Source organism: Trinickia sp. HAY1-2D (assembly GCF_056754935.1).
In genome coordinates this window covers 3,129,806-3,147,087 of the sequence record NZ_JBPGWX010000002.1, presented here as the reverse complement: position 1 = coordinate 3,147,087, position 17,282 = coordinate 3,129,806, and the positions used below count along the sequence as shown (strand labels likewise).

At 63.4% G+C, this 17,282-nt stretch carries 19 protein-coding genes, 1 rRNA gene and 2 pseudogenes; 11 read left to right on the top strand and 11 right to left on the bottom strand.

Going from position 1 to position 17,282, the window contains the following annotated elements; all coding sequences use genetic code 11:
* The first annotated feature begins 23 nt into the window (after nucleotides 1–23).
* A 5S ribosomal RNA gene (gene rrf / locus ACR9ZC_RS21715) occupies nucleotides 24–137 on the top strand.
* A 182-nt stretch (nucleotides 138–319) separates the two neighbouring features.
* Nucleotides 320–508 (top strand): annotated as a pseudogene (locus tag ACR9ZC_RS21710) (PA0069 family radical SAM protein); the annotation flags it as partial.
* 39 nt (nucleotides 509–547) lie between these two features.
* On the opposite strand, the gene tnpC reads toward ACR9ZC_RS21710, so the two are convergent.
* From tnpC to ACR9ZC_RS21695, 3 genes are all read right to left on the bottom strand, one after another.
* Nucleotides 548–2,077 carry an IS66 family transposase gene (tnpC, locus tag ACR9ZC_RS21705; protein ID WP_481581576.1) on the bottom strand — a complete coding sequence of 510 codons (1,530 nt, stop codon included), beginning with the start codon at nucleotides 2,075–2,077 and terminating at the stop codon, nucleotides 548–550.
* Nucleotides 2,078–2,139: 62 nt separating this feature from the next.
* Complete coding sequence (gene tnpB, locus ACR9ZC_RS21700) at nucleotides 2,140–2,475, bottom strand: IS66 family insertion sequence element accessory protein TnpB (RefSeq protein WP_481581575.1); 336 nt, start codon at nucleotides 2,473–2,475, stop codon at nucleotides 2,140–2,142.
* Nucleotides 2,472–2,858: a transposase gene (locus tag ACR9ZC_RS21695; protein ID WP_481581574.1), complete on the bottom strand. Its 387-nt coding sequence runs from the start codon at nucleotides 2,856–2,858 to the stop codon at nucleotides 2,472–2,474. Before ACR9ZC_RS21695 ends, tnpB begins: the two co-directional genes overlap by 4 nt.
* Nucleotides 2,859–2,948: 90 nt before the next feature.
* Here ACR9ZC_RS21695 and ACR9ZC_RS21690 point away from each other — a divergent pair.
* Nucleotides 2,949–3,887 (top strand): annotated as a pseudogene (locus ACR9ZC_RS21690) (PA0069 family radical SAM protein); the annotation flags it as partial.
* Between the two features lie 15 nt (nucleotides 3,888–3,902).
* Here the strand turns inward: ACR9ZC_RS21690 and ACR9ZC_RS21685 are convergent.
* Nucleotides 3,903–4,373 carry an NINE protein gene (locus ACR9ZC_RS21685; protein ID WP_481581872.1) on the bottom strand — a complete coding sequence of 157 codons (471 nt, stop codon included), beginning with the start codon at nucleotides 4,371–4,373 and terminating at the stop codon, nucleotides 3,903–3,905.
* A 230-nt stretch (nucleotides 4,374–4,603) separates the two neighbouring features.
* Between ACR9ZC_RS21685 and rpsP the strand changes: the two genes are divergently transcribed.
* From rpsP to ACR9ZC_RS21655, 6 genes are all read left to right on the top strand, one after another.
* Nucleotides 4,604–4,858 carry a 30S ribosomal protein S16 gene (gene rpsP, locus ACR9ZC_RS21680; RefSeq protein ID WP_173258456.1) on the top strand — a complete coding sequence of 85 codons (255 nt, stop codon included), beginning with the start codon at nucleotides 4,604–4,606 and terminating at the stop codon, nucleotides 4,856–4,858.
* Between the two features lie 60 nt (nucleotides 4,859–4,918).
* Entirely contained in the window at nucleotides 4,919–5,620 is a 702-nt protein-coding gene (gene rimM, locus ACR9ZC_RS21675; protein ID WP_481581871.1) for a ribosome maturation factor RimM, read from the top strand.
* Nucleotides 5,621–5,655: 35 nt separating this feature from the next.
* The gene (gene trmD, locus ACR9ZC_RS21670; protein ID WP_481581870.1) at nucleotides 5,656–6,423 is read left to right on the top strand and encodes a tRNA (guanosine(37)-N1)-methyltransferase TrmD; all 768 of its coding nucleotides are present in this window, start codon (nucleotides 5,656–5,658) and stop codon (nucleotides 6,421–6,423) included.
* 150 nt (nucleotides 6,424–6,573) lie between these two features.
* Nucleotides 6,574–6,954: a 50S ribosomal protein L19 gene (rplS, locus tag ACR9ZC_RS21665; protein WP_173258450.1), complete on the top strand. Its 381-nt coding sequence runs from the start codon at nucleotides 6,574–6,576 to the stop codon at nucleotides 6,952–6,954.
* 95 nt (nucleotides 6,955–7,049) lie between these two features.
* A complete protein-coding gene (locus tag ACR9ZC_RS21660) occupies nucleotides 7,050–7,730 on the top strand; it encodes a CoA pyrophosphatase (protein WP_440561788.1) in 681 nt (226 codons plus the stop codon).
* A 115-nt stretch (nucleotides 7,731–7,845) separates the two neighbouring features.
* Nucleotides 7,846–8,784: a CobD/CbiB family protein gene (locus tag ACR9ZC_RS21655; RefSeq protein WP_331574078.1), complete on the top strand. Its 939-nt coding sequence runs from the start codon at nucleotides 7,846–7,848 to the stop codon at nucleotides 8,782–8,784.
* 69 nt (nucleotides 8,785–8,853) lie between these two features.
* On the opposite strand, the gene ACR9ZC_RS21650 is transcribed toward ACR9ZC_RS21655, so the two are convergent.
* Genes ACR9ZC_RS21650 through ACR9ZC_RS21640 form a run of 3 tightly spaced genes read right to left on the bottom strand, consistent with a single transcriptional unit; the run spans nucleotide 8,854 to nucleotide 11,403 of the window.
* On the bottom strand, nucleotides 8,854–9,177 hold the full coding sequence (locus tag ACR9ZC_RS21650; protein ID WP_481581869.1) for a putative signal transducing protein: 324 nt from the start codon (nucleotides 9,175–9,177) through the stop codon (nucleotides 8,854–8,856).
* 28 nt (nucleotides 9,178–9,205) lie between these two features.
* Nucleotides 9,206–10,147, bottom strand: coding sequence for a ribosome small subunit-dependent GTPase A (gene rsgA, locus ACR9ZC_RS21645; RefSeq protein ID WP_481581868.1), 942 nt, complete (start codon nucleotides 10,145–10,147; stop codon nucleotides 9,206–9,208).
* Entirely contained in the window at nucleotides 10,144–11,403 is a 1,260-nt protein-coding gene (locus tag ACR9ZC_RS21640; protein ID WP_481581867.1) for a M48 family metallopeptidase, read from the bottom strand. The genes rsgA and ACR9ZC_RS21640 overlap by 4 nt, the downstream gene beginning before the upstream one ends.
* A gap of 113 nt (nucleotides 11,404–11,516) precedes the next feature.
* Here ACR9ZC_RS21640 and orn point away from each other — a divergent pair, with 113 nt between their 5' ends.
* Nucleotides 11,517–12,125 (top strand): oligoribonuclease, encoded by a 609-nt coding sequence (gene orn / locus ACR9ZC_RS21635; RefSeq protein WP_331574070.1) that lies wholly within the window; start codon nucleotides 11,517–11,519, stop codon nucleotides 12,123–12,125.
* A 19-nt stretch (nucleotides 12,126–12,144) separates the two neighbouring features.
* Here the strand turns inward: orn and mog are convergent, their stop codons facing one another.
* Entirely contained in the window at nucleotides 12,145–12,768 is a 624-nt protein-coding gene (gene mog, locus ACR9ZC_RS21630; RefSeq protein WP_331574068.1) for a molybdopterin adenylyltransferase, read from the bottom strand.
* Entirely contained in the window at nucleotides 12,749–13,366 is a 618-nt protein-coding gene (gene yjgA, locus ACR9ZC_RS21625; RefSeq protein WP_440561797.1) for a ribosome biogenesis factor YjgA, read from the bottom strand. Before yjgA ends, mog begins: the two co-directional genes overlap by 20 nt.
* Nucleotides 13,367–13,547: 181 nt before the next feature.
* On the opposite strand from yjgA, the gene pmbA reads away from it, so the two are divergent.
* Nucleotides 13,548–14,918: a metalloprotease PmbA gene (pmbA, locus tag ACR9ZC_RS21620; RefSeq protein ID WP_331574064.1), complete on the top strand. Its 1,371-nt coding sequence runs from the start codon at nucleotides 13,548–13,550 to the stop codon at nucleotides 14,916–14,918.
* A gap of 7 nt (nucleotides 14,919–14,925) precedes the next feature.
* On the opposite strand, the gene ACR9ZC_RS21615 is transcribed toward pmbA, so the two are convergent.
* Together ACR9ZC_RS21615 and ACR9ZC_RS21610 are read right to left on the bottom strand one after the other, a co-directional pair.
* On the bottom strand, nucleotides 14,926–15,423 hold the full coding sequence (locus ACR9ZC_RS21615) for a dihydrofolate reductase (protein WP_481581866.1): 498 nt from the start codon (nucleotides 15,421–15,423) through the stop codon (nucleotides 14,926–14,928).
* Between the two features lie 130 nt (nucleotides 15,424–15,553).
* Nucleotides 15,554–16,954 carry a sigma-54 dependent transcriptional regulator gene (locus ACR9ZC_RS21610; RefSeq protein ID WP_331574060.1) on the bottom strand — a complete coding sequence of 467 codons (1,401 nt, stop codon included), beginning with the start codon at nucleotides 16,952–16,954 and terminating at the stop codon, nucleotides 15,554–15,556.
* Between the last annotated feature and the right edge of the window lie 328 nt (nucleotides 16,955–17,282).

The following is a 17,282-nucleotide window of genomic DNA, read 5'->3' as shown; positions in this document are numbered from 1 at the left end:
AAGCCGCACAGCAACAAGTCATGCCTGATGACCATAGCGAGTCGGCCCCACCCCTTCCCATCCCGAACAGGACCGTGAAACGACTCCACGCCGATGATAGTGCGGATTGCCCGTGTGAAAGTAGGTAATCGTCAGGCTCCCTCTGCCAGGCAGAGTGCGCACCTCAGTGCCCACTCTGACCCTCGCAACGTGCATAAAACCCCCGGCTCGCGACAAGCAGACCGGGGGTTTTTGCTTTGGGCGAACCGATCGCGATCGCTGGCGCCGGACATCGCAAACGCTTGACGTACTGTATGGATATACAGTAAAACATGTCATCATGGACATGCGCGATGACGAATATCCCGTTGCCCCACCGGCGCCCCGTAAGGGCCGGGGCGCCGTCACGAATATTCAGGGACGATATGAGCGCGACGAACGGGAAGCGTTCGAGGACGGTTGGGCGCCCGACAGCGAAGACGGCGGCACGTCGCCCCTCAAAACCCAGGTTTTCGAGGAACGCCGTAAGCGCCCGGCGAAGGCACCCCTCGGCATAAATTGCCATCAATCACGCCGCGGCGAGTGTCCAGCGATGCGGCAGAAGCGCGGCGATGTCGTCGGCGCGGTGGGTCGGCAGGCGAGTGAGGACGTCTTTCAGATAGACGTAGGGATCGTGGCCATTGATCTGCGCCGATCGAATCAGGCTCATGATCGCGGCGGCCCGTTTCCCGGCGCGCAGAGAACCGGCGAACAACCAATTCGAGCGCCCGGTCGCCCATGGACGAATCTGATTTTCCAACCAGTTATTGTCGATGGGCACATGCCCATCGACCAGATAACGTGTGAGCGCGTCCCAGCGCTTCAGGCTGTAATCGAGCGCCTTAGCGATCGCCGATCCCTCGGAGACCAGTTTGCGCTGGGCAACCATCCACTCATGTAACGCATCGGCGATCGGCCGAGCGCGCTCCTGGCGAACCTCACGTCGGTGATCGGGTTTCAGTTCAGCAACATCGCGCTCGACATCGTAAAGCGCGCCGAAGTATTTCAGTGCCTGCTCGGCGACCTGGCTCTTGTGATTGGCATGCAGTTCGAAGAACTTTCGCCTGGCGTGGGCCGCACATCCGATTTCGGTGATGCCCAGTTCGAATCCGGCTTTGTACGCGCTGTAGTCGTCGCACACCAGCTTGCCACGCCACTTGCCGAGGAACGCGCGAGCATGTTCGCCAGCACGGCTGTCGGCAAACTCATAGATCACCGCGCGCATGTCGGCGAACTGCGTCGTGGCGTACGCCCAGACATATGCGCGCTGTGTCTTTCCTTTGCCGGGAACCAGCATCTGCACTGGCGTTTCGTCGGCGTGCAGCACGCCCTGCTGGAGAAGTGCTTCGCGTAGCGCATCGATCAGCGGCTGCAATCGCACGCCGCATACGCCAACCCACTCGCCTAGCGTCGATTGTGCAATCGCCAAGCCGGCGCGCTCGAAGATGCGTTCCTGACGGTACAGCGGCAAGTGGTCGCCGTACTTGGCAACCAGCACCTGCGCAAGCAAGCCGGTGGTGGGAATGCCCTTGTCGATTACATGTGGCGCAACGGGTGCCTGGACCAGCGTCTCGCACGCCTTGCAGGCCCATTTGCCGCGGATATGCCGCTCGACCGTGAACACGCCCGGCGCATAGTCCAGTTTCTCGCTAATGTCCTCGCCGACGCGAAGACGCTGGCAACCGCACGAGCACGTGATGTCTTCCGGTTCGTGATAGATGTCGGTGCGCGGCAAGTGCGGCGGCAATGGCGCACGCTTGGGCTTGTGCCGTTGCTTATCTGCAGGCGTCGGCTGCAACTGCTCCAGCTCGATTTCGAGCGCGGCCAGATCGGCGTCGATTGCCTCGTCTAGCAGGCTCATCTGCTCGGCGGTGAACTGCTCGCTGCGCTTGCCGTATTGCAGGCGCTTGAGCGCGGCAATCTCGTGGGTCAGTTGATCAATGCGCGTCTGACGGTAGCTCAGTTCCCGGTTCTTCTCGCTCACCTCAGCCATCAACTGCGCAGCCAGCGTGCGCAGTTCGTCGGGGCTCAGGGCATCGAGGTTCGCGGGTGGGTTCATTCGGCCAGTCTGCCAGAACCCAACCCGCGGCGGAAGCAAGCCGGTTTACGGCCCTGGGGGTATTACACGACCGTGATCGCGTGATCGGGCGTGAGCGTCTGCCAGGGCAACCCCATCACGAGTGCATGCAACTGCTCGGGATTGAGTGCGGTGGCGATCGCCTGGTCCCCGTTCGTCCAGATGAACCGCCCCTTATTGAGCCGACGCGCAGCTAGCCAGATGCCGAGCCCGTCATATACGAGCACCTTCATACGTGTCGAATGCTTGTTGGCAAACAGGTATGCGTGGTGCGGACGTGCCGCACCGAACACCTTCACAACACGCGCCAGGATCGTATCGACGCCAGCGCGCATATCGATGGGCTCGGTCGCCAGCCAGATCGCCTCGATGCGGATCATCGCAGCCAACCTTGCAACCAGACAGCGCAATCGGCCGCGGCGCCAACCGGCCAGCGCACAGTGATGGTCGCCGCGCCCCGGCGCACCTCGATCTGAATCTGCGCCGACACAGGTGTCACGCTTGGCGCCGACAACTGCAGCGGCACAAACTCAGCCGGCGGCGCGCTCATAGACTGGCGCGCTTCGCGCGCGACGTCTTGTTCTTCGCGCGCGGCCACCCAGCGACGCAACAAGTTGGCATTCAACTGGTAATGCAGCGCCACTGCGGCAATCGACACGTTCGGCTGCATCGCCGCCCGGATCACCTTCTCCTTGAACTCCTTGCTGTGGCGGCGCCGCCGCGTTGGCTGCACCACGTCCGATACCGCTTCGTTTCCGTTCATAGCGTACACGTGTCCACTTAAAAGTTAGGTGGACACGATCGTCGCTTTCAATGCCCGACCGGCTCAAGATGACATTGCCGGGCGCTTACGGAACGCGCGAAAAGCATTCTCACGCACAACGCTTCCCCGGATATTCCGTTTCGCGTTTCGCTCAATCCTTATCGCGGCTGCGAGCACGGCTGCATCTATTGCTTCGCCCGTCCGACTCACAGCTATCTAGGTCTGTCGCCAGGCCTCGACTTCGAAAGCCGGATCTACGCAAAAATCAATGCGCCCGAGCTGCTGCAGCGCGAACTGCGGAAAAAGAATTACATCCCCGAGCCTATCGCGCTTGGCGTGAACACCGATGCATACCAGCCTGTCGAGCGCGAACTGCTTCTCACTCGGCGCGTGATCGAAACGCTCCACGAATACGGGCATCCGTTCGCGGCGATAACGAAGTCCTCATTGATCGAACGTGACATCGATCTGCTCGCACCGATGGCCGCGCGCGGGCAAGTGATGGCCGCCATAACGGTCACGACGCTCGACCCGGAGATCGCCCGTACGCTCGAGCCGCGTGCCGCCACACCGGCGCGCAGGCTGCGTACGATCCGCGCGCTCAGTGACGCCGGCGTCCCCGTCGGCGTTAGCGTTGCGCCAGTCATCCCATTCGTGACCGAACCGGACCTCGAGCGCGTGCTGGAGGCGTGCGCGCAGGCGGGCGCAACGAGCGCGAGCTATATCGTCTTGCGCCTGCCCTGGGAAGTGGCGCCGCTTTTCAAGGAATGGCTCGCAGCCCATTTTCCGCAGCGCGCCGATCGCGTCATGGCGCGCATTCACGACATGCGTGGCGGCAAGGATTACGACTCTTCATTCGCGCACCGCATGAAAGGCGAGGGTGCCTGGGCGCAATTGCTCAAGCAGCGGTTCGACAAAGCGGTCAAGCGGCTGGGACTCAACGAGCGGCGGCATGGCATCCTCGATATGTCCCAGTTCAAAACGCCGGAACCGCCCGTGGCGCCGAACGCTCAACTGAGCCTTTTTTAACCGCGGCCGCCCCTGCTACTGTTCGAGCGATTTGGCCGTATCGCCGTGCGATTCGAAATAGGTTTCGAATGTCACAGCGAGGCCTGCCATCAAAAGCAACGCGCCGATGAAAAGGGAAAAGATAACGACGAACACGACGGCCCAGCCTGAGCGATTGCGCTGGTCCGATCCTGCATTGAACTGGGCATCCCATTTGTGGTCGGGCCGCAGGCCATAGACGATTGCCGAGAGGAACGCGGCCAGCAGGGACACCGCGCCGGGCACTGCGAGCGCCCATCCGAGTGGCGAAACGCGCATCGTCGCAACGAGCAGCAGGATGCCAGGTATGCCGAGCAGCGTTCCGAACAGATGAGCCCAGCCGAACGGGTCACGCGCGCCGTAGAGATAAAAGCGATGCGCGCCCAGAGCGCCGAGCACGAAGGCCAGCGTCGCCGTAAGTGTCTTGGAGCGAAAGCGCTGCATGCTGCGGGAATGAGGTCCTGACATAGCGTGGCAAGAGGTTGGGCTATTGAATGCGGTCGAATGTTCAGCGATGCATATATCGCGCGCATGCGCGGCAGCCTGCTGCGAAGCGCATTTTACGCTCCGTGACGGGCCGGGGCGCCGTCGAGGCGGCCGATGGCAAGCGCCTGCGTAAGTGTTTGTTATGGTTTCGATTTCCCGCTATAATCGAGCGTTTCAGTGGTTCCGAACCCCCGGATTTCAAGGATTACAGCATGGTCATCATCCGCTTGGCTCGCGGCGGCTCGAAGAAGCGCCCGTTTTACAACATCGTTGCAACTGACTCGCGCAGCCGTCGCGATGGACGTTTCATCGAGCGCGTGGGCTTTTACAACCCCGTCGCCACGAAGGGCGAATCGCTGCGTATCGCGCAGGACCGTCTGACGTATTGGCAAGGCGTGGGCGCGCAACTGTCGCCGACAGTCGAACGTCTCGTCAAGCAAGCGCAAAAGGCGCAGCCGGCTGCTTGATCGCGGTTTTCGCGGTTTGCAGACGTGACATCGGACCGTTCGTGAGACCGAGGAATCTCTATGCCGGCTCATGATTCGAGCGGGTCGTCGCGCCCCAAGCCGCGTTCGAAGCCGGGTGCTCGCAACGCGGCGTCGCCGTTCGGTGCATTCGTGCGGAAGCCGCTTGAACGCGAGGCAGAGGCTGGCGAGCAGCCGCGGGCGGTCGCCGATACAGAGAATTGGCCTGATGACGCGGTCGAAGTCGGTGCTATCGTCGATGCCTACGGGCTGAAGGGTTGGGTCAAAATCGCTCCGCACGCCGGTGGCGCGCAAGGCGGCGAAGCGTTGATTCACGCGAAGTGCTGGTGGCTCGCCAAGGGGCGGGAACACAAGGCTGGCCAAACCATTCAGGCCAAGGTGCATGGCGATAGCGTCGTCGCGCATCTCGCGGGCTTGGCCGACCGGGACGACGCGTTGGCATTGCGTGGCTTTCGCGTGTTCGTGCGCCGAGCCGATTTTCCGGTGCTCGATAACGACGACGAGTTCTATTGGGTCGATCTGGTCGGCCTCGACGTCGTCAACGAGGCCGGCGAGGCGCTTGGCCGTGTTGCCGATTTGATCGACAACGGTGCGCATTCGGTCCTGCGGGTCGAATATCCGTCGGTTGGCAAGGACGGCCAGCCGGTGAACGGCGAGCGGCTCATCCCGTTTGTCGGTGTGTATGTGAAAGCGGTGGACCGGACGGCAAAACGCATCGTTGTCGACTGGCAAACCGATTACTGAGCGATTACTGAGCTCGATCGAGACAAGGGAGCGCGATGCAGTTCGATGTCGTCACGCTCTTTCCGGAAATGTTCCGTGCGGTGACGGAGTGGGGCATTACCAGCCGTGCCGTGAAACAAGGGCGTTTCGGTCTGCGCACATGGAATCCGCGCGATTTCACGACCGACAACTATCGTACGGTGGACGACCGACCGTACGGCGGCGGCCCGGGGATGGTCATGCTGGCCAAGCCGCTCGAGGCCGCAATCGGCGCCGCGAGAGCGGCGCAGGCGGAGCAAGGCATTGCCGGCACACGCGTGGTCATGATGTCTCCTCAGGGAGAACGCCTCGACCACGAGCGTGTCATGCGATTCGCCGGCGAGCCGGGGCTCGTGTTGCTTTGCGGTCGGTATGAAGCGATCGATCAGCGGCTCATCGAGCGCTGCGTCGACGAGGAAATCAGTTTGGGCGACTTCGTGCTCTCGGGTGGGGAGTTGCCGGCGATGGCCTTGATGGACGCCGTCGTGCGTCATCTGCCGGGGGTGCTCAACGATGCACAATCGGCGGTGCAAGACAGCTTCGTGGACGGACTGCTCGATTGTCCGCACTACACGCGGCCCGAAGAGTACGAGGGGATGCGCGTCCCGGACGTGCTGCTCGGTGGACATCACGCTGAAATCGAGCAGTGGCGCCGCCGCGAGGCGCTGAGAAATACCGCGGCCAAGCGGCCCGATTTGATCGAGCGCGCGAGGCGCAACAAGATGTTGAGCCGTGCCGACGAGGCATGGCTCGCAACCCTTGCCAAGACATCTCCAAAAACCTGAGAAGGTTGGAGGCGACATGGCGGGGGCAGGCGGTGCCGGGCGATATGATCGGCACCAGGATGTGAACCCATCCTCTATCGGGGCCGCGCGCGGTGCATCTCGGATGCTCGGGCCGGCAGAACGCCGACAAGATGGCTTAAGGAGTCAGTGATGAATCTGATTGCAAAACTCGAGCAGGAAGAGATCGAGCGCGTGCTCGCCGGGAAGACCGTCCCCGAATTCGCCCCTGGCGACACGGTGATCGTCAACGTGAACGTCGTGGAAGGCAACCGCAAGCGCGTTCAGGCTTATGAAGGCGTGGTGATCGCGAAGCGCAACCGCGGCTTGAATTCGTCGTTCATCGTTCGCAAGATCTCGTCGGGCGAAGGCGTCGAGCGTACGTTCCAGACGTACTCGCCGCTGTTGGCGAGCATCGTCGTCAAGCGCCGCGGCGACGTGCGCCGTGCGAAGCTTTACTACCTGCGCGAGCGTTCGGGCAAGTCGGCTCGAATCAAGGAAAAGCTGGTCTTCAAGGACCGCGCTGCTTCCTGAGCGTAAGAGCTGTAAGAAAAAGCACCCGTCCGGGTGCTTTTTTGTTTGTCGGTCCAAAATATCGGTATTGCGTCGATCGCCTGTGAGAGGCCCCTTTGATCCGTCCTGTCTTTGAACCCGAGGCGCTGCCAATCGAGTCCACGGGTGCCGATTTGCCCGTCGTTCCGCCCGAGCGACTGACACCCGACGGACTGCGTGCGCGCTTTACCCAGCGCCTCGTCTGGGCACCCGAGCCGACCGATGTCAATTGGCGCGAGCCGGGGGATCCCCGCGCAGCTGCCGTCCTCATGCCGCTCGTCGTGCGCGACGAAGGTCTTACCGTGTTGCTCACGCAGCGGGCCGATCACTTGAGCGACCATGCGGGCCAGGTCAGCTTTCCCGGCGGCAGACGCGAACCGGAAGACGAGAATGCGATCGCAACGGCGTTGCGCGAAGCCGAGGAAGAAGTGTCGTTGGCGGCGGAGCGGGTCGAAATCCTCGGCGCACTACCCGATTATCTGACGGGCACGGGTTTTCGCGTGACACCGGTGGTCGGACTCGTGCATCCGCCGTTTAGCGTCGAAGCCGATACGCTCGAGGTCGCGGAGATTTTCGAGGTCCCGCTTGCATTTCTCATGGATCCTGCGCATCACGAAGTTCGACTGCTGCGATGGGAGGGCGGCGAGCGCCGCTTCTTTTCGATGCCGTACCCTCGGCCGGGAACCAGCGGTCACTACTTCGTCTGGGGCGCCACCGCAGGCATGCTGCGCAACTTCTATCGCTTTTTACTGGCGTGAGGCCGAGCGTACCTGGCAATCCGACGACTTTCGTGTCGCGCGCACGCCCTACAGGCGGCCCTGTGCTATCGTTACGCGACAAATGCAAATAACTTGAATTGGTACGGCGCGTCGCATGACCTTTTTCTCCGTATTACTGGCTCTCGTCATCGAACAGCTACGTGCGCTGTCGCCGAACAATCCGGTGTTCGCACTGCTTCAATATCATGCTGAATGGGCCGCTCAGGGCTTCGACGCGGGCAAGAAAAAGCACGGCATACTGGCATGGCTGGTCGTCGTCCTTCCATGGACGCTCGCCGTCGGCGCCGTCTATTACCTCCTTTATCGAATCAGTTTCGCGCTGGCGTTTCTCTGGAACGTCGTCATCGTTTATTTCACGCTGGGTTTTCGGCAGTTCAGCCATTACTTCACCGATATCCATCTAGCGCTCAATAATGACGATGTGCCGCGCGCGCGGGAAATCCTCAGTGAATGGACGGGTATCGAGACGGTCGACATGCCCGTCGGCGAAATCGTCCGGCACACGCTGATACACGCGGTGGTGGCCTCGCATCGCCATGTGTTCGGGGTCTTCTTCTGGTTTCTCATCCCCATCGGACCGGCAGGGGCGGTGTTGTACCGTGTTTCCGAATATCTTGCCCGCGCCTGGTCCGTACCGGCTGGAGAGCGGACCGTGGCTTTCGGTACATTCGCACAGCGCGTGTTCTTCGTGATGGATTGGGTGCCGGCGCGCCTCACTGCACTTGGCTTCGCCATCGTCGGCAATTTCGAGGACGCGATCTATGCCTGGCGCAACCACACGCGCCAGTGGCCGGACGCCAACGATGGCGTGTTGCTCGCAGCCGGCAGCGGCGCGCTCGGCGCGCGCCTCGCGGGGCCGCTTGCGGAACCGTCGAGCCTCGATGCGCTCGTCGCGCCCGACGGCGGTCCCATTCTCGTTGGCGACGATTGCACGCCGCGTACGCTGCAATCGGCCGTCGGGCTCGTGTGGCGAGCCGTCATCCTCTGGATGATCCTGCTGCTCATGCTGACGATCGCCGTCTGGCTGGGCTGATCGGCGCTATCGATCGCCGGCGCCGGCAGGCCGCGGCGGGCGCCGCGCCGCGCATCGACGGCTTGAACTTCACGGCTCGTCAAGGCTGCGAGACGCGCCGCATTGCCAGCATTGCGTGAACTGCGCTTCCAGCGTCTCGCCGCACCTCGCGCATCGCCACGGCAAGCTGCCGGCAGGCGGCCCGCTGATCGCCGCTTCGATGATTTTTCTTGCCAATGCTTCGTCGCGCTCATCGACGAGCCAGAGCTCGGGTGCGCATTGGTCCGCCGGGATTTCCCCGAGCGCCCCGTTCAGATAACGGTTGTGCAATTCGCAAGGGATACCGGCGATGCTCAGCAGGTTCACCCAATGTTGACCCGTTACGGCGTTCGGAGCGAGCGTCAGCTTGAGCATGGACAGACCTTGGCGGGGCGGGATGTCGCTACCGAACGATCTGGCCGGCTTCGTGCACGAGCTGGGCATACAGCGCGTGGCGCTCGCGCGCGATCCGGCCCGCGGCCACGGCTTCGAGAATCGCGCAGCCGGGTTCATGCAGGTGACGGCAGTTGTAGAAGCGGCAATGCGGCAGCAATGGCCGAAATTCCGGAAATGCCCGCTCGAGCCGGCCCTCGGTCAGATGGTGCAGGCCGAATTCTTGAAAGCCCGGCGAGTCGATCAACGCCCCCCCGCCGGGTAGCGGATAAAGACGCGTGAACGTCGTCGTATGGCGGCCGCTGTTCAACGCCGTCGAGATTTCGCGTGTGGCCGCCTCGGCATCCGGCACGAGCAGATTCACCAGTGTCGATTTGCCCATGCCCGATTGTCCGAGCAGTAGCGTCGCATGCCCCGCGAGTTTCGCGCTGAGCCTCTCGCGCGCTTCGTCCGGCCGCGTTTTGATCGACAGCTCGACGATGTCGTAGCCGAGCGAACGGTATGGCGCAAGCCGGGCCCGTGCCGGTGCGAGCGCGCGCTCGACGTCGGTCTTGTTGAGCACGATGAGCGGCGCGAGTTCGTTCGCTTCGGCCGCGACGAGCGCGCGTCCCAGCAAATCCTCGCTGAAGTGCGGCTCGGTCGCGAGGACGATCAGCAACTGGTCCAGGTTGGCGGCGAAGAGCTTCGACTTGTACTGGTCGGAACGATAGAGCAGGTTGCGACGCTCGCCGATTTCGACGATCACACCTTGATCGGCCGAACTCTGCTCGTAGACGACGCGATCGCCGACAGCGACTTCGCTTTTTTTGCCGCGCGGAAAGCACTGCACCAGGGCGCGCGTATCTCCGCCGGGCGCGACGAGATAGTGGCGGCCATGAGCCGCGATGACGAGCCCCTCGGCGCGCTGGCCGACTTCCGGATGTCGCGCCGGTTTGGCGAGCGGGGCCGTCATACGTGCCGCAGCAGGCGGTCGATGCGCTGCGATGCCGGTGGGTGCGAGTAGTAAAACGCGGTGTAGACCGGATCCGGCGTAAGCGTGGAAGCGTTGTCCTCATACAGCTTGACGAGCGCATTGACGAGCTCTCGCGCATCGGTCTGGCTGGCCGCGAACGCATCGGCCTCGAACTCGTGCTTGCGCGAGCTCAGGCTGCCGAGCGGGGTGACGAAGAAGAGGAACACGGGCAGCGCCAGGAAAAAGAGCACGAGCGCGAGGCCATTGTTGCTGGCCGCGAGCCACGGCGTGACGCCGAGCCCTTCATAGAACCACGTGCGCTGCGAGAGCCAGCCCAGCAGAGCAAGCAAAGCGAGGCTGATTGCAAACGTCACGACCATCCGTTTGACGACGTGCCGGCGTTTGAAATGGCCGAGTTCATGCGCGAGCACGGCTTCGATTTCGCTGCCGCTCAGACGTGCGAGCAGCGTATCGAAGAACACGATGCGCTTGGCCGCGCCGAAGCCGGTGAAATACGCGTTGCCGTGCGCGGAGCGACGACTGCCATCCATCACGAAGAGCCCCTTGGCCGCGAACCCGCAGCGGCGCATCAGCGCCTCGATGCGGTTTTTGAGCGCCTCGTCCGTCAGCGGTTCGAACTTGTTGAACAGCGGAGCGATGAGCGTCGGATAGAGCACGAGTACGGCCAACTGGAAGGCGACGAGCACGATCCAGGCCCACAGCCACCAGAGGGCGCCCGCCTGCTCCATGAGCCAGAGCACGACGAAAAGAAGCGGCAAGCCGAATGCGGCACCGAGCGCCGTTCCCTTGGCCAGATCGGCGAAGAAAATGCCTCGCGTCATACGGTTGAAGCCGAAGCGCTCCTCGACGACGAACTGCCGATAGTAGTCGAACGGTATATCGATGACGCTCGTGATGCCGATCACGAGTGCCACCAGCGCGATCTGGGCGAGATACCCGTGGCCGAGCAGGCCCGTTACGCCCACGTTGAGCGCCTGGACGCCGCCGAGCAGCGTGAGCGCGATGGTAAGCGCGGCACCCGCGACGACCTCGATCATCCCGAGCCGCGTGCGCACGACGGTATAGTCGGCTGCGCGCTGATGGCCGGCCAGCGTGATCGTGCCCGCAAACTGCTTGGGCACCGCACTCCGATGCGCCGCGACGAAACGGATCTGGCGCGAGGCGAGCCAGAGTTTCGTCCCGACCATGGCGAGCACGGTGACGGCGAAAACGACGGTGAAGTAGAAAGAGGGCATCGGGGAAGTCCGTTGTATCTATGCGAGAATTATAGGGTTTCGCCGAAAGGGCGAGTGGGCTCACCCGCACACGGGCGTACGCCCCGAATTATTCCGTAACCAGGACTGCTTTCATGACTGAAATTGTCGAACCCGTCGGCGAGCCGGCGCTCGTCCGCAGCGAGATGAACCTCATCTGGCTCGATATGGAGATGACGGGGCTCGAGCCCGATACCGACCGCATCATCGAAATCGCGGTCGTCGTCACCAATTCGACGCTCGAGAAGGTCGTCGAGGGGCCCGTTCTCGCGATTCACCAAAGCGACGAGACGCTCGACAAAATGGACGATTGGAACAAGAACACGCACGGGCGCTCGGGTCTGATCGAGCGGGTGCGCGCCTCGACGGTCACCGAGGACGCCGCCACCGAGCAGATCCGCGCCTTTCTCGCCGCTTATGTGCCGCCCGGCAAATCCCCCATGTGCGGCAACTCCATCTGCCAGGACCGCCGTTTCATGGCGCGCTGGATGCCCGAGCTCGAGCGTTTTTTCCACTATCGCAATCTCGACGTGAGCACGCTCAAGGAACTGTGCCGGCGGTGGCAGCCGACTGTCTACAAAGGCTTTCAGAAGCGCGCGATGCATACGGCGCTCGCGGACATCCACGAGTCCATCGACGAACTCAAGTACTACCGTCAGCATTTCCTCGTCGTTTCGCCGAGCGCTCCCGTCGAAGGCGCCTGACGCGCCCGGGCGTCGGACATCATGCGCGCGCGGGCCGCTGTGCGCTCTTCGGCCGGAACGCCGCGACCACATCGGCGTTCGTTTCGACATAGGGGCCGCCGATCAAATCGATGCAGTACGGCACCGCCGCGAAAATGCCGGGCACCGCGACCGTGCCCGTACTGTCGCGCAAGCCCTCGAGCGTCTCCTGAATCGACTTCGGCTGTCCCGGCAAATTGACGATCAGCGCCGCATGGGACGGCGTCTCGCGTATCACGGCGACTTGCCGCGAGAGAATCGCCGTCGGCACGAAATTGAGGCTGATCTGACGCATCTGCTCGCCGAAGCCCGGCATCTCCCGCGTGCCGACCGCAAGCGTCGCCTCGGGTGTGACGTCCCGTCGGGCGGGGCCCGTGCCGCCGGTCGTCAAGACGAGGTCGCAGCCGAGCTCGTCGACGAGCTCGATCAGCGTGGCCGAGATGGCCGGCGCATCGTCCGCGATCAGCCGTTTCACCGCTTGCCATGGCGAAACGATCGCTCTTTCGAGCCATGCCTCGAGCGCCGGGATGCCCTTGTCCTCGTACACGCCGCTCGTCGCGCGATCGCTCACCGAGACCAGGCCGATCACGATTTCGTCGGCGTGATTACGCGTGATTGTCGTCATCGTCGTCTTCCGTGGTGTTCGCCGGGCCCGCGTCGTCACTTGCTCCGCCTGCTTCACTCGCCGATTTGATCCACTGGAACAACTCACGGAAATAGCGCGGCGGCTTGCCCTCGCGCGCTTCCTTGCGGGCGTTGCGGATCAGCGTGCGGCCGGCTTGCGCATCCGCGCCCGGATGCGTGCGGAGAAACTCGGTCAGGGCCGAGTCGTCCGCGAGCAGTTTCTCCCTCGCCTGCTCGATCCAGTGAAGCTTCGCCGTCTCGGCCTTGTTCACGCCGCGATAGGCATCGAGCGCCGAGCGCAGCGCCGCCGTTTCGTCGTCGTTGAGCGAGCGCATGACCCGGCCGACATATTGCAACTGGCGCCGTTTGCCTTCGTGATCGGTGATGCGGCGTGCCGCGAGCACGGCATCCGCGAGGTCCTCGGGCATCGGCATGCGCTTGAGCGCGTCTTTCGGCAACTCGACCAGCGCGGCGCCGAGCGTTTGCAGCGCGAGCATCTCGCGCTTCAACTGCGATTTGCTGGGGCGATCGTAGCCGGTCTCTTCGTCGAGGCCGGCATCGGGCGTCTCGATCGGCTGAATACGGGTTTTGCGTGTCATGCGCGCCATTGTAGCTCGACGCGCCAGCCGTGACGCCGGCGGGCGATGCCCGAACGCATCGCGGCAACGTCCTCGGACGCGGACCTTGCTATGATCGCGGGGTACGACGAGGCGTAATCCCGGGCGCACGCCGGCAGTGCGGGCGCCGCAACGATGGAATCCATACCGGACGGCAATGACGATGGCAGCGGACACCGAAACCAGAGAACGCTTTTTCCCGCATACGCAAGATGAATTGAAAGAGATTGCGTCGGACATCCTGCGGCACGCGAAATCGCTTGGCGCGACGGATGCCGCGACCGAAATCTCGGAAGGCGACGGCTTGTCGGTATCGGTGCGGCGCGGGGAGGTCGAAACGATCGAGCACAACCGCGACAAGATGGTGGGCGTGACCGTTTTCATCGGCGCCAAGCGCGGCAATGCGAGCACGTCCGATTTCTCGAAGCAGGCATTGCGCGACACGGTCGCAGCCGCTTACAACATTGCGCGGTTCACCGCGGAAGATCACTGCGCCGGTCTCGCCGAAGCGGAGCTGCTCGAGACTTCGCCGCCGGATCTCGATCTCTATCATCCGTGGGAATTGAGCGCCGAGGATGCCGTCGAAATTGCCCGCCGCGCCGAAGACGCCGCGTTCGCCACGGATCCGCAGATTCGCAATTCCGAGGGCGCGAGCGTGTCGGCGCAGCATTCGCAATTCGTATTGGCGACGACGCGCGGTTTTCTCGCCGGCTATCCCTATTCGCGCCACTATGTCGCCTGTGCGCCGATCGCGGGCAGCGGCCGCCACATGCAGCGCGACGATTGGTACAGCTCGAAGCGTAGCGCCGAGGAGCTTGCGCCTGCCGAAGCGGTCGGCCGGTACGCGGCCCAGCGGGCGCTCGCGCGCTTGAACGCGCGGCGCATCGATACGCGCAAGGTGCCGGTCCTGTTCGAAGCGCCGCTGGCCGCCGGCCTGCTCGGCGCGTTCGTGCAGGCGACGAGCGGCGGCGCGCTCTATCGCAAGACATCGTTTCTCGTCGACAGTCTGGGCAAACCGGTTTTCGCGCCGCATGTGCAGATCGTCGAGGAGCCGCATTTGCCGCGAGCGATGGGCAGTGCCCCCTTCGATGAGGAAGGCGTCCGTACGAAGCGGCGCGCCGTCGTGAAAGACGGCGTGGTGGAGGGCTACTTCCTGTCGACATATTCCGCGCGCAAGCTCGGAATGCAAACGACGGGCAATGCCGGCGGCTCGCACAACCTGTCGCTCGCGAGTTCGGCCACCCGGCCCGAGCACGACTTCGAGGCCATGCTGAAGCAGCTCGGCACCGGCCTCCTGCTCACCGAATTGATGGGCCAGGGCGTCAACTACGTGACAGGCGACTATTCGCGCGGTGCGTCCGGCTTCTGGGTCGAAAACGGCAAGATTCAGTACGCGGTCGAGGAAATCACCGTCGCCAGCACGCTGCAGGAGATGTTTCGCAATATCGTCGCGATCGGCGCCGATACGATCGTCCGCGGCACCAAGCAGACGGGCTCGGTGCTCATCGAACAAATGACGGTAGCGGGGCAGTAAAGGCGGCTCAGCCGATGCGCCGGTAAACGACGCGCGCGTAGTCGAAGCCGTCGTCACCCTCTTTGCGGTGGGTGTCGCGCGACACCATCTGCCATTGCGCGGGATCGGGTGCCGGAAACGTCGCGTCGCCTTCGAACTCGGCTGCGATCTCGGTCACGATGAGTTTGTCGGCGAGCGCGATTCCCGCTTTGTAAAGCTCGGTGCCGCCGATCAGGAACGCCTCGGGGGCGCCACCGGCGGCGGCGAGCGCCAATGCCTCCTGCATGCCCGTCGCCGTTTCACAGCCTTCGAATCGACGCGTTGCGTCGCGCGTTACGACGATATTGCGGCGACCGGGCAGCGGCCGGCCGATCGATTCGTGCGTTTTTCGGCCCATGATGATGGGCGCGCCCATGGTCGTGCGCTTGAAGAATGCGAGATCTTCGGGCAGGTGCCAGGGGAGTTGGTTGTTGCGGCCGATCACGCCGTTGCGGGCGCGAGCGACCAAAATGGTCAGCGTCGTCATCGAAAAGCGAAAAACCGAAAGCCAAGGTGTGGCGATTTTACGCGACGCTCGCTCACCGCTCGCGCAGCGTCGTGGGCTGCGCGCCGTGTGCGGCATCATGCTGCCGCTCTTTGCCTGGTTTCGATCGCCTTCAATCGCCGGAAGTGTCGCCCGTGGCCGACGGATTCGCCGCCTCGTCCTTTTCGCGCGCCGGTATCTCGCGCAGCCCGTGTGCGCCCATCAACCGATAGAGCGTCACGCGCGAAATACCCAGATCGATCGCGGCTTCGTTGAGCCGATTCCGATGCCGTAGCAGCGCTGCTTCGATCGCGCGTTTTTCGGCGTCGTCGCGGGCCTGGGCGAGCGTCGTCGTTTCTTGCGCCGTGAACTGCGCGAGGCCAAGATCCTGCGCGGAAATGAGCTTGCCCTCGGCCATGACGATGGCGCGCCGCACGCGATTGATCATCTCGCGTACATTGCCGGGCCAATTGTAGTTGTGCATCGCCTCGACGGCCGATGGCGCGAAGCCGCGAATTCTGCGCGCGCTGTCGGTTTTGAACTTGTGCAGCATGTGATGCGCGAGGATTTCGATGTCCTTGCCCCGCGCGCGCAGCGGCGGCTCGTCGATGCGCAGGACGCAGAGGCGATGGAACAAGTCGGCCCGGAACCGGCCGTCTTGCATGGCTTGCTCGAGATCGACGTGCGTTGCGGAGATGACCCGCACGTCGACGGCGATCGAATCGCGCCCGCCCAGCCGCTCGATCCGGCCTTCCTGCAAGAAGCGCAGCAGGCTCGCCTGGCTTTCGAGCGGCAAGTCGCCGATTTCATCGAGAAACAACGTGCCGCCGTGCGCGGCTTCCACGCGTCCGATCTTGCGCTGGTTGGCTCCTGTAAAAGCCCCCCGCTCGTAGCCGAAGAGCTCCGACTGAAGCAGGTGGTGCGGAATCGCACCGCAATTGATCGCGATGAACGGCGCTTTTCGGCGCGGCGAGCGCTCGTGCAGCGCGAGTGCCGTCAGCTCTTTGCCGGTGCCGGATTCGCCGGAGATGAACACCGCGGCATCGGTGTTCGCTACTTTGCGGATGGTCCGAAACAACTGCTGCATCGCCTCGCAGGTGCCGACCATCTCGTCGTCGCCGGCCGACGCGAGGCCGGCAACCATATCGAGGTCGCAGAGCGTCACCATGCCGAACGCGTGACCGATCAGGTAGTCGATGCTGGCATGCGGGACGGGCAGCTTCACGTAATCGAAGCAGTAATTCCGGATCAGGCGACGCACCTCTGGCTCGTCGAGCCGCTGTGCATTCGCGAGCGCGATCCAGCCAATGTGCTGCTGACGCAAACTCGGCTCGAGCGCGGCGAGATCGCGCGACGCGAGACGCGTGACATCGATGAGGCCCGCGTAGGGAAGATCCGGGCGTGCGTACCGCCCAGCCTCGCTTGCCGAGCGCGCAATGAGCACATTCCAGCCGACGCCGGCGAGATGCGCGACGAGTGAGTCGTCCGGCGTTTGCGCCACGTATATGAGCGTTCGCGTGTTCTTCTCGTTCATGTCGACGCCCCTCGCGCGCACGCTCGACACGGCGGACGTGCTGGCCATCAGTGGCGCAGCAGGGCTCAGATGAGTGGTTTCGCGCACGATGTCCCCGCGTGGTTCGACATGGAATGGAGGGGATATCGCGGCGCGCGTAGCGAGCGCGCCTGCGCGCACCGATCGACCCGGAGCGTGTGCGCTGCGAGCCCATGTGCAGCGGCATGCGTTTTGTGCTGACGATGCCGCGCGTCTCTTGTCGAGATCGTTGACATGATTCTTCCCCCGGTTTGCGACGCCGCTCAGACGTGCTTGTCCTCCGTTTGCGAGCGCCGGCTGATTGCCCTGT